This window comes from Ornithinimicrobium cavernae (assembly GCF_003121625.1).
GTDB classification, from domain to species: domain Bacteria; phylum Actinomycetota; class Actinomycetes; order Actinomycetales; family Dermatophilaceae; genus Ornithinicoccus; species Ornithinicoccus cavernae.
The window spans coordinates 203,414-217,877 of the sequence record NZ_QDDJ01000005.1; the positions used below are offsets into that span (position 1 = coordinate 203,414).

Consider the following 14,464-nt stretch of genomic DNA (forward strand, 5'->3'; position numbering starts at 1 on the left):
ATGCAAAACGCCCCACGCGCCCCTCGCTCAGTCGCGAGGCGCTGCCGAGATGAGTCGCTGTCCTTCCTGCGTGTGAGCACCCACGACGGGGGTCGGCGGGAGGATGCCGTCGATGCGTGGTCCCATGCCGTCCAGCGGCACCACGACGTCCTCGGCGCCCACCTGCACGGTCTCGCCCCGCACGTCGACCTCGATGGGCACGCCGTCGGTCACCCGCAGGCGGAGGTCCGTCGCGCGGACCACGACCTCCAGCCGGGACCCCTGCCAGCACAGCCCGAAGCCGAGCTCTGCCCAGTCGTCCGGCAGCCGCGGGTCGAACCGGAGCATGCCGTCGTGGTCCCGCATGCCCCCGAAACCGCCGACGAGGCTGCCCCACGCGCCACCGGTGGACGCCACGTGGACGCCGTCCGCGGTGTTGCCGTGGCGGTCCGCCAGGTCGACGAAGAGGCTGTCATAGAAGTAGCGCAGAGCCATCTCGTGGTAGCCGACCTCGGCGGCCATGATCGACTGGACCACGGCCGACAGGCTGGAGTCGCCGGTGGTGATCGGGTCGTAGTACTCGAAGTTCGCCCGCTTCTCCTCGGGCGTGAAGGACTGCCCGGCGAGGTACATCGCCAGCACCACGTCGGCCTGCTTGATGACCTGGAAGCGATAGATCACCAGCGGGTGGAAGTGCAGCAGCAGCGGCCGCTTGTCGGCCGGGGTCTGCGGCAGGTCCCAGACCTCGTGCTCCAGGAAGTGCTTGTCCTGCGGGTGCACCCCCAGTGCCTCGTCGAACGGGATGAACATGCCATCGGCGGCGCGCTGCCACGCGGTCACCTCCCCGTCGGTCAGGCCCAGCCGCTGGACCGCTCGGGCGTAGTCCCGCGGGTCCGAGGCGCGCAGCTCGGTGACCGCCTCGACGGCGCTGACCAGGTTCGCCCGGGCCATCACGTTGGTGAACAGGTTGTCGTCCACGACGGTCGTGTACTCGTCCGGGCCGGTGACCCCGTGGATGTGGAAGGCCGCGTCACCGTTGGTGCCCCAGAACCCCAGGTCGGCCCACATCCGGGCCGTCTCGACCAGGATGTCCAGACCCTCCTCCAGGCGGAACCGGCGGTCACCGGTCGCATTGACGTACTGCACCAGGGCGTGGGCCACGTCGGCGTTGATGTGGTACTGCGCCGTGCCGGCGGCAAAGTAGGCCGAGGCCTCCGCGCCGTTGATCGTGCGCCACGGGAACAGTGCCCCCTCCTGGGACATGTCCCGCGCGCGGCTACGTGCCGCGTCGAGCATGTTGTGCCGGAACCGCAGGGCGTTGCGCGCGGTCTGGGGGGAGGTGTAGGTCAGGAACGGCATGACGTAGACCTCGGTGTCCCAGAAGTAGTGGCCGCCGTAGCCCGAACCGGTCACGCCCTTGGCCGCGATCCCGGCGGTGTCGGCCCGTGCGGACGCCTGCGCGAGCTGGAAGAGGTTCCAGCGGATCGCCTGCTGCACGGCCGGCTGACCCGGGACGCGCACGTCCGCGCGGGACCAGAAGTCCTCCAGCCAGTCCCGCTGCTCCTGCTGCAGGTGCTCCAGGCCGTCGGCGCGCACCCGGTCCAGGGTGCGGCGGCAGCGGTCGATCAGCTCGCGCACCGGCACGCCCCGGGAGGTGTGGTAGACGGCGAACTTCTCCAGGTGGATCGGGTGGCCCTGGCGGGCCTCGATCCGGAAGACCTGCTTGGCGCTGTCCGGCTCGGCGAGCACCTCGGTGGTGTACGGGTTCTCGGTTTCCATCACGTGGTCGACCGCCACGGCCAGGGTCATCCGTGACTCGGCACAGACGTAGCCGAGCTCGGCGCGTCCGTCCTGGGTCGAGTGGTGCTGCGGGTCCAGGACACGCCGGTCGAAGCCCTCGGCCTTGCGCGGGTCCACGCCCTCGCCCATCGCGGCAGAGGGCACGTGGTACTCGTCGAAGCCGTCCTGGCGGTTGAGGAGCTGGCTGGAGATGACGATCGGAGCGTCCCCGTCGAGCAGCTCCAGATCCATCGACATCAGGCCCAGGTGCCGCTCGGCGAAGGAGACCATCCGGCTGGTGGTCACCCGCACGCGCTTGCCGGACGAGGTGCGCCAGATGAGGGAGCGACGCAGCTGACCGTCACGGAAGTCCAGGGAGCGCTCGTACTCCTCGAGGTCGGCGTCGGCCAGCAGCAGCGGCTCGTCCTCGACATAGAGCTTGATGACCTTCGGGTCCGGCACGTGCACGATCGTCTGGCCGACGCGGGCCAGCCCATAGGCCTCCTCCGCGTGCTGGATGCGCCAGGTCTCGTGGAAGCCGTTGATGAAGGTGCCGTGGGTGTGGGTGTCGCGGCCCTCCTCCACGTTGCCGCGCATCCCCAGGTAGCCGTTGCCGACCGCGAAGATCGTCTCGGTCACGCCCAGGTCGGCGTTGTCGTAGGCGCGTTCGACCAGTCGCCACTCCTCGGCCGGGAAACGGGTCCGGTCCAGGGGGTCGACAGGGGCTTCGAGCAGCGGCCGCTCGTGCTGCCCGACGGGGGCGTCGCTCTCGTCGGCCCGGTGACGGGTCTGCGTCATGAGCGCTCTCCGATCAGCTCGGCGAGATCCTGGACGACCACCTCGGCACCGTTCTCCCGCAGCGGCTCGGCACCCGCGCCGCGGTCCACGCCGACGACCAGTCCGAAGTCACCCGCGGCGCCCGCCTGCACCCCGCTGATCGCGTCCTCGAGCACCACGGACCGGGACGTGGGCACACCCAGCTGCTCCGCCGCATACGCATAGGTGTCCGGGCGGGGCTTGCCCGCCAGCTGCTGCTCCTGGGCGACCCCACCGTGCACGACGACCGGGAACCGGTCGGCGATCCCGGCCGCCTCCAGCACCTCCGGCGCGTTCCTGGAGGAGGAGACGACTGCCATCCGCACCCCCACCTGCTCGAGGTGGTCCAGCAGGGCCAGCGACCCGGCATACGCCTGGATGCCGTCGCTGCGCAGGACCTCCGTGAACAGCTCGTTCTTGCGGTTGCCGAGGCCACACACGGTCTCGGCGGTCGGCGGGTCCTCGGCAGAGCCCTCCGGCAGCTCGATCCCGCGGGACTCCAGCAGGGCGGCCACACCCTCGTAGCGTGGACGGCCGTCGATGTGCGCGAAGTAGTCGTCCTCGGTGTAGGGCTCGCTCACCCCCCGCGCGGTCAGGAAGTCGGTGAACATCCGGGCCCAGGCGCTCATGTGCACCTCGGCGGTCGGCGTCAGGACTCCGTCCAGGTCAAACAGGGCTGCGTCGTAGTTGTCCCACTGCACGCGGCCCAGCCTAGGTGAGAGCAGGAGCAGGAGCGGTGCCCACCGAACCGCCGCGCGTGGCCCGGCGGGTGCCCTGTGGACGGGGCGCCGCTCGTGTCGGCGGGGGACCGTAGCGTGGGGTGCATGAGAGAACAGGCGCTGCAGGCACTCCGGCGGCTCGTCGGGCGCGACGACGCCGACTTCCGCGATGGTCAGCTCGAGGCGGTCGAGGCGCTGGTGGACCGGCGGGAGCGCGTCCTGGTGGTCCAGCGCACCGGGTGGGGCAAGTCCGCCGTCTACTTCGTGGCCACCGCCCTGCGGCGTCAGCAGGGGGCCGGGCCGACGATCATCGTCTCGCCGCTGCTCGCCCTGATGCGCGACCAGATCGAGGCGGCCCGACGTGCCGGGATCACGGCGGTGTCGATGAACTCGGCCAACGCGGAGGAGTGGGGCGCGGTGCGGCAGCAGCTCGCCGAGGACTCCGTGGACGTGCTCCTGGTCAGCCCGGAGCGGCTGAACAACCCCCGCTTCCGCGAGGAGCAGCTGCCCGACCTCGCGGCGCGCTGCGGGCTGCTGGTCGTCGACGAGGCCCACTGCATCAGCGACTGGGGTCACGACTTCCGTCCGGACTACCGCCGGATCCGGACCCTGCTGGCCGGGCTGCCGGCCGACACCCCGGTGCTGGCCACCACGGCCACCGCCAACGAGCGGGTGGTGCACGACGTCGTCGAGCAGCTCTCGGTGGGGGCCGACGGCTCGGCGCGGCAGGTCAGCACGATCCGCGGGCCGCTGGCCCGGGCCTCGCTGCGCCTGGGCGTGCTGGAGCTGGAGACGCCGGAGCGACGGATCGCCTGGCTGGTCGCGCACCTGGGAGACCTGCCCGGCAGCGGCATCGTCTATGCCCTGACGGTGTCGGCGGCCGAGGACCTGGCGGCGACGCTGACCCGCGCCGGCCACACCGTGGCGGCCTACACGGGGCGGACCGACCCGGCCGACCGGCTCGAGCTGGAGCGACGGCTGCGGGACAACGAGGTCAAGGCCCTCGTGGCCACGAGTGCCCTCGGGATGGGCTTCGACAAGCCCGACCTGGGGTTCGTCGTGCACCTGGGGGCGCCGAGCTCCCCGGTCGCCTACTACCAGCAGGTCGGCCGCGCGGGGCGCGCCACGGAGCGGGCGGACGTCCTGCTGCTGCCGGGCGTCGAGGACCGCAACATCTGGGCCTACTTCGCCTCCGCCGCCATGCCCCGCCAGGAGCAGGCCGACGCGGTGCTCACCGCGCTCGCGGCCGCCTCCCGGCCGCTGTCGACCGCTGCCCTGGAGACCCAGGTCGACGTGCGCCGCACCCGGCTGGAGCTGCTGCTCAAGGTGCTCGACGTCGAGGGCGCCGTGGAGAAGGTCCAGGGCGGCTGGGTGGCCACCGGGCAGCCGTGGACCTACGACGCGGTGCGCTACGAGCGGGTCGCAGAGGCTCGTGACCGGGAGCAGCAGCTGATGCTCGACTACCAGCGAGGCCGGACCTGCCGGATGGCCTTCCTCCAGCAGTGCCTCGACGACGCGACCGCCGCACCCTGCGGCCGGTGCGACGTGTGCGCCGGCGTCTGGTGCCCCACGGACGTCCCGGCCGAGGCCGTTGACCTGGCGATGGGCCAGCTGGCGCGGGTCGGTGTGCCGGTCGAGCCGCGCGCCCAGTGGCCCACGGGGATGGACCGGCTCGGGGTGCCGGTCCGCGGCAAGATCGCGGCCGGCGAGGCCATGGCCATAGGTCGGGCGCTGGCCAGGGTGTCCGACCTCGGGTGGGGGCAGCGGGTCCGCGAGCTGGTCCAGGGGCCCGACACCACGGTGCCGGACCAGATCGTCAACGCGGTCACCAAGGTGCTGGCCGACTGGGACTGGGCCCAGCGACCCGTCGCGATCGTGTCCGTGCCGTCCCGGCAGCGCCCGCAGCTGGTCGGTTCCCTCGCCGGGCGGATCGGCGAGCTCGGTCGGCTGCCCTATCTGGGTGAGCTCACCGCCACCAACGGCGGGCCGACGGGGGAGTCGGGCGGCAACAGCGCCTTCCGCCTCGCCGCCGTCTGGGACCAGTTCGCCGTCGGCCCCGAGCTCGCGCAGCAGCTCGGCGGTCTGCGGGGTCCGGTGCTGCTGGTCGATGACCTGGTCGACTCGCGCTGGACGATGACGGTCGCCGCCCGGACGCTGCGGCTGGCCGGTGCCGAGCAGGTGCTGCCGCTGGTCCTGGCGCAGGCGGGGTGAGCTCTCACCGGCACCTCAGGTGCACAGGGATCGGGCCGCCGCAGGTGGCTGCTCAGATCACGCCGGCCGCGCGGGCGGGCTCGGCGTAGGCCACCGCCAGCGAGGCCACGGTCTCGTGGGCGTTCAGGCCGCTGGGGTTGGGCACCACCCAGAGCCGGGCACCCTCCAGGTCGCCCGGCTGCTCACCGGCCGCCGCCCGGCGCACCCCGAACGCAGCGCGGTAGGCCGTGACGCCGGCGACGGCGACCACGTCGGGCCGCACCCGGCGCACGGTCGCTCTCAGCCGCGCCGCGCCCTCGCGCAGCTCCTCGGCGGTCAGCTCGTCGGCGCGCGCGGTGGCCCGGCGGACCAGGTTGGTGATGCCGACACCCCGGGCCAGCACCTGCGCCCGGTCCTCGTCGGTCATCCCCGCCGAGGGGTCGATGCGCCGCGTGAGGATGCCCGCGGTGAGGAGTGCCGGATAGAACCGGTTGCCCGGGTGGGCGAAGTGCGTCTGCGTCGCGGCGGTCCACAGTCCCGGGTTGATGCCCACGAACATCAGTCGCACCGGCGGTGCGGCCGCACCGGTGCCGCGCGGGAGCAGGTCGGGCACCTCGCGGCCCCGGAACGACTCGAGCTCGTCCCGGGTGAAGCGCCGGGTCGGCGGTCGGGAGGTGGGCACGGTCTCAGACCAGCTCGAGCCCGTCGGCGACGACGTGCCCGGCCCGGAGGACGGTGCGGTCGCTGGGCCGGTCCATGACCGCCGAGGTGACCGTCTCGCCCGCGACCAGGACCAGGTCGGCCGGGTCGCCGACCGCCACCCCGGGCCGGTCGTCGGTGCCCGCCAGGCGCGGCACCGTGGGGTCGACGATCGAGCGGCCGCCGCGCGTCGCGACGGCGACCGCGTGCTCGATCAGGTCGTCCGCCCGGTGGCCCATCGTGAAGGCCAGCTGCCACGTGCGGTCGAGCATGTCGCCGTTGCCGTAGGGCGACCAGTAGTCGCGCTGCCCGTCCTGGCCGAGCCCGACGCGCACCCCCGCCCCGGTCAGCTGGTCGACGGGCACGCGTGACTTCCCGCCCGGGGCGACCGAGGCCATCGCGATGTCCGCCTCGGCCAGCCGCTCCAGCAGGCCCCCGACCTTCGTCGGGTCGTCGAACAGCGCGTAGCCGTGCGAGATCAGCACGTTGCCCTGCATGCCCAGCGCCAGGGTCCGTTCGACGATGAGGTCGGCGCTGAACAGGCCGAGGTCGCCCGGTTCGTGCAGGTGGATGTCGACGGGACGGCCGTACTTCTCGGCCAGGCCGAAGACGATGTCCAGGTGGCGCACCGGGTCGCGGTCCAGCGTGCACGGGTCGATGCCACCGACCACGTCGGCGCCGGCACGCAGGGCGTCCTCCAGCACCTGCGCCGACCCCTCCTCGCGCAGCAGACCCGCCTGCGGGAAGGCGACGACCTGCACGCTCGCCCGGTCCCGGTGGGTCTCCCGGGCGGACAGGACGGCCTCGAGCCGCTCCAGGCCGGCGTCCACGTCGACCTGGGCGAAGGAGCGGACGGTCGTCGCGCCGTGCGCGATCTCCAGCCCGAGCAGGTTCGTCACCCGCTCGGTGAGACCGACCTCCGCCTCCCGCCAGTGCGCGCGGTCGTTGAGCATCATCGTCCACACCCCGGGGCCACCGGTGTGCGGGCGGAACGGCAGCCCGACCCGGTTGGAGTCCAGGTGGCAGTGCGCGTCGGTGAAGGCGGGCAGGACCAGCCGTCCCCGCCCCTCCACCACCGTGGCCGGCGCACCGGCAGGGCCGCCCGGCTCCTCGGCATACGGCGCGGTGGGGGACGCACCGGTGATCACCCCGTCCGTCACGGTCAGGTCCACCGGGGGGCCGCCCCACGGTCGGACGTCGCGGACGAGGGTCGGTGCGGGGGTGCTCGGGGCTGTCATCTGACCGACGTTAGCGCCCTGCGCGGCGGCCCGCCGTCACCGGCTGCCGGCAGGGCCCAGTGCCGGGACTGACGGAGTCTGTATGCCGAGGGGCGCGGGCTACTGGCCGGCGGCGGCGAGGATCTGGGCCCAGGTGACCTGGCGGGGGGAGCCGGCGCGGTCGGGGGTGGCCAGGGTCGCGATGGCGCGGGCCCGCTCGGTGCGGCCGAGCTCGTCGCCGAACCGGTCGACGACCAGGAGCGCGCGCGGCCGGGCAAGGCCGCCCATCACCTCGCGGACCGCGTCCATCAGCTCCACCGCCACGGCATCCAGGTCGGGCGAGGGGCCGACCTGCTCGCTCAGCGCGACGGCGGCCACGAGGGCCCGACCGAGCTCGGGGTCCTTGCGCCAGGTGACCTCGGCCCCCGCGACGAAGGGGTGCTCGGCGAGGACCTCCCGCACCTCGCGCAGGGAGACGAGCTGTCCCGAGATCGAGACGACGTCGTCGGTGCGTCCCAGGAAGGCCACGTCGCCGGCACCGTCGCGGACCGCGAGGTCACCGGTCGAGTAGCTGCCTGGGTGGCGGGTCCAGTGGGCGTCGGCCACGGCCGCCGCCGACCCCTCGACGCCGACCATGGTCCCGGCCCACGGCAGGCGCAGCACCGCCTCACCGATCTCGCCGTCGGGCACCGACCGTCCGTCCGGGTCGACGATGTCCAGGCCGCAGTCGGGCAGGGTGCCCGGGATCTGGTCCGCGCCCACGCGCTGGGTCCCGGCCGACTCGGTGACCCGGACGACGCCGCCGAGCTCGAGCTGCCCCCAGGCGTCCGAGACCCTCAGGTGCCGGGCGGCGAACGCCTCGCTCAACCACTGCGCCAGCTCCTGCTCGACCGGTTCGCCCGCCGTCGTGACCCGCCGCAGCGAGGGCAGGGCGGAGACCTCGGGCAGCTCGCGTGCCCAGCCGCGGACCGTGCGCACGACCGAGGGGCTGGTGACCATGCTCTCCACGCCGTAGCGCGCGATGATGTCCCAGGCGCGGGTCTGGCTGGGCACGTCGAGGGTGCCCTCGTACATCACGGTCGTGTCGCCGTAGGCCAGCGGTCCGTAGATCCCGTGGAACTGGGTGACCGCCCACGCGATGTCGCCGGCGCACCAGAAGACCCCGCCGGTGCGCAGCTCACGGTGCACGGCGAGGGCACCCGCCAGCATCGTCGCGGTGCCGTGGACGACCGAGACCGGGTGGCCGCCCCGGTTGGCCAGCGGCACCGTCGCGACGGGATGGTCCGGCGCCAGGGCGACGGGCGCGGACGGGTCTCCGGTCCCCTCGCTCGCGGAGGGACCGGGGCGGGTCGCGGCGACCAGGTCGTGGTACCACCGGTCGCCCTCGAACCAGGCGACGTCCATGCCGGTGCGCCGCACCACGATCGTGTGCTGCACCGAACCGCCGGCCAGGAGCGCCTCGTCGGCGCGCGCCTTGAGCGGCAGTACCGTCCCGTGCCGCCAGGCCCCGTCCTGGGTGAACAGCACCTTCAGGTCGAGCAGGTCGAGACGGTCGGCCAGCGGCTCGACGGGCAGCGGCGCGGGCAGGATCGTGTGCACGGCCCCGATCCGGGCGCAGGCCAGCATCGCCACGACGGTCTCCGGCAGCCAGCCCAGGTGCAGACCGACCCGGTCACCCTCGCCCACGCCCATGCCGCGCAGCGCCCGGGCGAGCGCGCACACCTGCTCGTGCAGCTCGGCATACGTCATCGACCGGCGGTCGCCCGGCTCGCCCTCCCAGTGCACCGCCACCCGGTCACCGCGCTCCGGCAGGTGCCGGTCCAGGCAGTTGACCGAGAGGTTCAGCGTGCCGCCCGTGAACCAGCGGCCCGAGCGGTCGCCGGGCTCCCACAGCTGGGTGTATGCCGTGTCCCAGGTGATCAGCTCGGCCACCTCGGCCCAGTCGCCGGGTGGGGGAGTGCGCAGTCCCGTGCCCTCGGTGGGGGTGTTCTCCCGGGCCACCGCGCGCTCGGTGGGGGTGTTCTCCCGGGCCACCGCGCGCTCGGTGGGGGTGTTCTCCCGGGCCACCGCGCGCTCGGTGGGGCTGTTCTCCGGGTCACCGTGCGCTCGGTCGAAGGAGGAGGAGGAGGGGGTGGGGTCCTCAGGCATGCCCCAGGGTCCTTCCTGCCGCGCGGGCCGCCCGGGCGAGGTGGCCCGCGACGCGGCCGACGGCCTCGGCGTCGTCGGGTCGGTCGAGGTTGGCGGCCAGCGCCGCCACGGTCACACCCTGACCGTCGACCAGCGGCACCGCAACCTCGGCCGGCAGCGTCGGGTCGTCCGGCTCGTGGGCCAGGTGGTCGGCCGCCGCCCAGGTCGCGCGGGCACCCGACTCGTCGGCGGCGGTCCGGTCGGTCTCCTCGGCCCGGTCCAGGGCGCGGAGCCACTCCTCGTCCGTGGCGCGGGCGGCCAGCAGGCGCCCCCCGGCGCAGCTCAGGGCCGGTCCGACCCGGTGCGTGTCACGGTAGGGGCCGCGGTCGGTGCCGTCGACGCGGTCGACGTAGACGACCTCACCGTGGACCAGCGTCTCGACATGGATCGTGTTGCCGATCTGGTCCCGCAGCTGGGACAGATAGGGACCGAGCGCGCCCAGCAGGGGCAGGCGCGACAGGTAGTGGTTGGACAGGCGGGTCAGCTCCGGTCCCAGGCCGTACCTCGAGGAGCGAGGGTCCTGCACGACCAGGTCCGCGAGCACCAGCGAGCGCAGCAGCCGGTGGACGGTGGGGATCGACATCTGCGAGCGCTCGGCCAGGTCGGTGAGCTGCTGGTAGGCCGGTCCCTCGCCCAGCAGCTCCAGGAGCCGGACCGCGTTGCGCACCGTCCCGAGGCCCCCGCGGCCCCCGGCGCCGGCCTCGTCCACGCGCGGTGTCTCGGCCCGTCCCGTGCTCATTGCCCCACCTCCTCTTCCGTCTGCTGCGGCAAGTGAACCATACTCCGTTATAACTTTCCGGTGAAGGTGCTTGCTTTTCAGATAGTGAAAATCTAGAGTCAGCACCGGCGAGTAACCGGGTCTGATCCGGAAACCGTCACCTCCGAGGCTCAACGACGAACATCAGGAGCGGCCAGTGCTCACCAGGGCGTACCAGCACTCACTGCGCGGCAGCCACCTCCCGGCCGGGCAGCCACTGCTCGAGGTCGACAACATCTCCCTGCGCTTCGGTGGGGTGAAGGCGCTGCGCGACATCTCGCTCACCGTCACCGAGGGCGACGTCCACGCGATCATCGGCCCCAACGGCGCCGGCAAGTCCTCGCTGCTCAACTGCATCAGCGGGCTCTACCACCCGCAGGAGGGTGAGATCCGGTTGCACACGGTGCCCGGCTCCCGGGGCGGGCACCGCCAGGACGCCGACCGGACCACGGGGGAGGTCCGGACGCACACGCTCACCAGCCTCGCGCCCTACAAGATCGCGCGGTTGGGGGTGGCCCGCTCCTTCCAGAACATCGAGCTGTTCTCCGCGATGACCGTCCTGGAGAACCTCATGCTGGGCCGCCACATCCACATGAGGAAGGGCGTCCTGTCCTCGATGCTGTGGCTGGGCCCGGCGCGGCGGCAGGAGATCGAGCACCGGCAGCTGGTGGAGGAGGTCATCGACCTGCTGCAGCTGCAGGCGGTGCGCAACAAGCACGTCGGCGCCCTGGCCTACGGCGTGCAGAAGCGCGTCGAGCTGGGCCGGGCGCTGTGCCTGCAGCCGGCGCTGCTGCTGCTCGACGAGCCGATGGCCGGCATGAACGCCGAGGAGAAGGAGGACATGGCGCGCTACATCCTCGACGTCCACGAGCTGGCGCAGGTCTCGGTGGTGCTGATCGAGCACGACATGAACGTCGTGATGGACATCTCCGACCGGGTCACCGTGCTCGACTTCGGCGCCAAGATCGCTGACGGCACCCCGGACGAGGTCAAGGCGGACCCGGCGGTGATCGAGGCCTACCTCGGCGCTGAGGAGGAGGACCAGGCCGTGCGGGAGGCGGTCGCCCACATGGAGCAGCAGGTCGCTCAGGAGACCGCGAAGGAGGGTGACCGTGGCTGAGGACGTGCGAGACCACGACGAAAATCCGGGTGGGGCTGACGACACCACTACGAGAACTGGGGGGAGCGAGGCTGGGGGATCCACAGGAGGCGGAGCCCCCCGTGCAAGAGAGGTCGGGGGGTCCACGGGGGGCGGAGCCCCCCGTGGAGGGACGTTCCCGCGGCTGCTGCTGGAGATGGCGGCCACGCGCCCGGACGACGTGGCGATGCAGGAGAAGCAGTACGGCATCTGGCAGCCGATCACCTGGGCCGGCTACGCACAGCGTGTCAAGGACACCGCGCACGGGCTCGCGGCGCTCGGGATCGAGCGGGGCGAGATCATCGCCGTGCTCGGTGACAACCGGCCCGAGTGGCTGATCGCCGAGCTCGCCGCCCAGAGCATGGGCTGCGCCGTCGTCGGCATCTATCCCACCTCGATCGGTGAGGAGCTGCGGCACATCCTGGCCACCGCCCGCGCCCGGATCGTGGTCGCCGAGGACCAGGAGCAGGTCGACAAGCTGCTGCGACTCCTTGAGGAGGAGACGCCGGCCGACACCGAGCCGGTGCTCGTCGAGCGGATCGTCTACTACGACCCCCACGGCCTGGAGCAGTACGACGACGCCGTCCTGCTCGAGTTCACCGACCTGGAGGCGCTGGGCCGGCAGCGCGCGAGCGAGCACCCGACCTGGTTCGAGGACCAGGTCGCGGCCGGCTCGGCCGACGACATCGCGGTCATCTGCACCACCTCGGGCACCACGTCCAAGCCCAAGCTGGGCGAGCTGTCCCACCACAACCTGCTCACCATGGGCGAGCACCTGACGCAGATCGACCCGATCCGCTCCAAGGACCGTTATGTCTCGTTCCTGCCGTTCGCCTGGATCGGCGAGCAGATGCTCGCCGTGGCGTGCGGCCTCTCCAACGGACTGACCATCAGCTTCCCCGAGGACAGCTCGACCCAGCGCAGCGACCTGCGGGAGATCGGGCCGGACCTGATGTTCTCCCCGCCGCGGATCTGGGAGTCGATGCTGTCGGAGGTCCAGGTCCGCATCGACGAGGCAGGTTGGCTGAAGCGCCGCGTCTTCGGCTGGGGTTATGACGTCGGGGACAAGGTCGCCGCGATGCGGGTCACCGGCAAGAAGCCGGGCGCCGTGCTGAGCCTGAGCCACAGGCTGGCCGACGCCGTGGCCACCCGCCCCGTCCGGGACCAGCTCGGGCTGGCCCGTATCCGCCGCTGTTACACCGGTGGAGCCCCGCTGGGGCCGGACGTGTTCCGGTTCTTCCACGCGATCGGGGTGAACCTCAAGCAGATCTACGGCCAGACCGAGATCTGCGGCATCGCCGTCGTGCACCGCGACGACGACGTGCCGTTCAACACCGTCGGCACCCCGATCCCGGGCACCGACCTGCGGATCACCGACGAGGGCGAGATCCTGCTGCGCTCGGCCTCGGTGTTCCGCGGCTACCACCGTCAGCCGGAGGAGACGGCCAAGACGGTCGACGCCGAGGGCTGGCTGCACACCGGTGACGCGGGCTACCTGGACGACAACCGTCACCTGGTCGTCATCGACCGCGCCAAGGACGTGCTCACCGCGGCCGACGGCACCCGCTACTCCAGCGCGTTCATCGAGAACAAGCTGAAGTTCAGCCCGTATGTCGAGGAGGCGGTCGTCTTCGCCCCCAGCGACTCGCCCGCGGACAAGGGCGGCATGACCGCGATGATCACCCTCGACCCGGCAACCGTCGGGTCCTGGGCCGAGCACGAACGGCTCAGCTACACGACCTACACGGACCTGGCCGCCAAGTCCGAGGTCTACGACCTCGTCGCCGAGGAGACCACCCGGGCCAACGAGGACCTTCCGGAGACGATCCGGGTCACCCGGTTCGTCCTGCTGCACAAGCAGCTGGACCCGGACGACGACGAGATCACCCGCACCCGCAAGGTGCGGCGCAACGTCATCGCGGAGCGGTACGCCGACATCATCGCGGCGCTGCAGCGGGGCGATGACCAGGTGAGCATCCGCAGCCGGGTCACCTACCAGGACGGCTCCAGCGTCGAGCGGGAGCTGGACCTGAGGATCTTTGACCTGACCACCTACACGATCCCGGAGGGCCGGGGCCGTCGACCCGTCTGGAGTGGTCGCCGATGAGTACCTTCCTGAGCCTGCTGGCCTACGGGTTGGCGGACGGGGCGATCCTGGCCCTGGCCGCGCTCGGCTTCGTCCTGATCTACAAGGCCACCGGCGTCATCAACTTCGCCCAGGGCGAGTTCCTGCTGGTCGGTGCCTACATGTTCTACACGGGTTTCGTCGTGATGGGGCTGCCGCTGGTGGGTGCGGCGCTCTTCGGCGTCGTGGTCGCCACCGTCATCGGTGTCCTGGTCGAGCGGGTGATCCTGCGCCCGATGGTCGGGGAGAACCCGATCAGCATCATCATGGTGACCATCGGGCTCTCGATGTTCCTCAAGGCCGTGGTCCAGGCCTTCTACGGCACGACGCCCAAGAGCCAGCCGGCGATCCTGCCGCGCAGCTCGGTGGAGATCTTCGGCGCGATGATCCCGCTGAACCGGCTCTCGGCGATCCTCATCGCTGCGGTGGTGCTCACCGCGTTCACGATCTTCTTCCGCAGGTCCCGGCACGGCATCGCGATGCGGGCGGTGGCAGACGACCAGCAGGCAGCGATGACGATGGGCATCTCGGTGCGCCGGATCTTCGCCATGGCCTGGGCGCTGGCCGCAGTGAGCGCGCTGATCGCCGGTGTGCTGCTCGGCGACATCTCGGCCGTCGACCAGAACATCGCCTCCTTCGGCCTGCTGGTCTTCCCGGTCGTCATCCTCGGTGGTCTGGACTCGGTGCCCGGCACGATCGTCGGTGGCCTGACGATCGGCCTGCTGCACCAGTTCACCGCCGGCTACCTGGACTCCGGCCTGGCCAACGTCATCCCGTACATCGCTCTCGTCCTGATCCTGCTCGTGCGTCCGTACGGCATCTTCGGCGAGACCCGGATCGAGAGGGTGTGAGCTGACG

The 14,464-nt window shown here is 72.0% G+C and carries 10 protein-coding genes; 4 read left to right on the forward strand and 6 right to left on the reverse strand.

Going from position 1 to position 14,464, the window contains the following annotated elements; all coding sequences use genetic code 11:
* Positions 1–27 precede the first annotated feature (27 nt).
* Together DA085_RS07205 and DA085_RS07210 are read right to left on the reverse strand one after the other, a co-directional pair.
* On the reverse strand, positions 28–2,556 hold the full coding sequence (locus DA085_RS07205; RefSeq protein WP_109472266.1) for a glycoside hydrolase family 65 protein: 2,529 nt from the start codon (positions 2,554–2,556) through the stop codon (positions 28–30).
* Complete coding sequence (locus tag DA085_RS07210; RefSeq protein ID WP_109472267.1) at positions 2,553–3,275, reverse strand: HAD family hydrolase; 723 nt, start codon at positions 3,273–3,275, stop codon at positions 2,553–2,555. Before DA085_RS07210 ends, DA085_RS07205 begins: the two co-directional genes overlap by 4 nt.
* Positions 3,276–3,398: 123 nt before the next feature.
* Between DA085_RS07210 and DA085_RS07215 the strand changes: the two genes are divergently transcribed.
* Positions 3,399–5,504, forward strand: coding sequence for a RecQ family ATP-dependent DNA helicase (locus tag DA085_RS07215; RefSeq protein ID WP_109472268.1), 2,106 nt, complete (start codon positions 3,399–3,401; stop codon positions 5,502–5,504).
* A 52-nt stretch (positions 5,505–5,556) separates the two neighbouring features.
* On the opposite strand, the gene DA085_RS07220 is transcribed toward DA085_RS07215, so the two are convergent.
* From DA085_RS07220 to DA085_RS07235, 4 genes are all read right to left on the reverse strand, one after another.
* Positions 5,557–6,165, reverse strand: a complete 609-nt coding sequence (locus DA085_RS07220) for a mismatch-specific DNA-glycosylase (protein WP_109472269.1) — start codon at positions 6,163–6,165, stop codon at positions 5,557–5,559.
* A 4-nt stretch (positions 6,166–6,169) separates the two neighbouring features.
* Entirely contained in the window at positions 6,170–7,420 is a 1,251-nt protein-coding gene (locus DA085_RS07225) for an amidohydrolase family protein (protein ID WP_109472270.1), read from the reverse strand.
* Between the two features lie 99 nt (positions 7,421–7,519).
* Positions 7,520–9,547, reverse strand: coding sequence for an AMP-binding protein (locus tag DA085_RS07230; RefSeq protein WP_109472271.1), 2,028 nt, complete (start codon positions 9,545–9,547; stop codon positions 7,520–7,522).
* A complete protein-coding gene (locus tag DA085_RS07235; RefSeq protein ID WP_109472272.1) occupies positions 9,540–10,325 on the reverse strand; it encodes an IclR family transcriptional regulator in 786 nt (261 codons plus the stop codon). Before DA085_RS07235 ends, DA085_RS07230 begins: the two co-directional genes overlap by 8 nt.
* 175 nt (positions 10,326–10,500) lie before the next feature.
* Here DA085_RS07235 and DA085_RS07240 point away from each other — a divergent pair, with 175 nt between their 5' ends.
* The 3 genes from DA085_RS07240 to DA085_RS07250 all read left to right on the forward strand — a co-directional run bounded on the left by DA085_RS07240 (position 10,501) and on the right by DA085_RS07250 (position 14,457).
* On the forward strand, positions 10,501–11,463 hold the full coding sequence (locus DA085_RS07240; RefSeq protein ID WP_109472273.1) for an ABC transporter ATP-binding protein: 963 nt from the start codon (positions 10,501–10,503) through the stop codon (positions 11,461–11,463).
* Positions 11,464–11,638: 175 nt separating this feature from the next.
* On the forward strand, positions 11,639–13,588 hold the full coding sequence (locus DA085_RS07245) for an AMP-binding protein (protein ID WP_109472274.1): 1,950 nt from the start codon (positions 11,639–11,641) through the stop codon (positions 13,586–13,588).
* Positions 13,585–14,457 (forward strand): branched-chain amino acid ABC transporter permease, encoded by an 873-nt coding sequence (locus DA085_RS07250; protein WP_109472275.1) that lies wholly within the window; start codon positions 13,585–13,587, stop codon positions 14,455–14,457. The genes DA085_RS07245 and DA085_RS07250 overlap by 4 nt, the downstream gene beginning before the upstream one ends.
* The last annotated feature ends 7 nt before the right edge of the window (positions 14,458–14,464 follow it).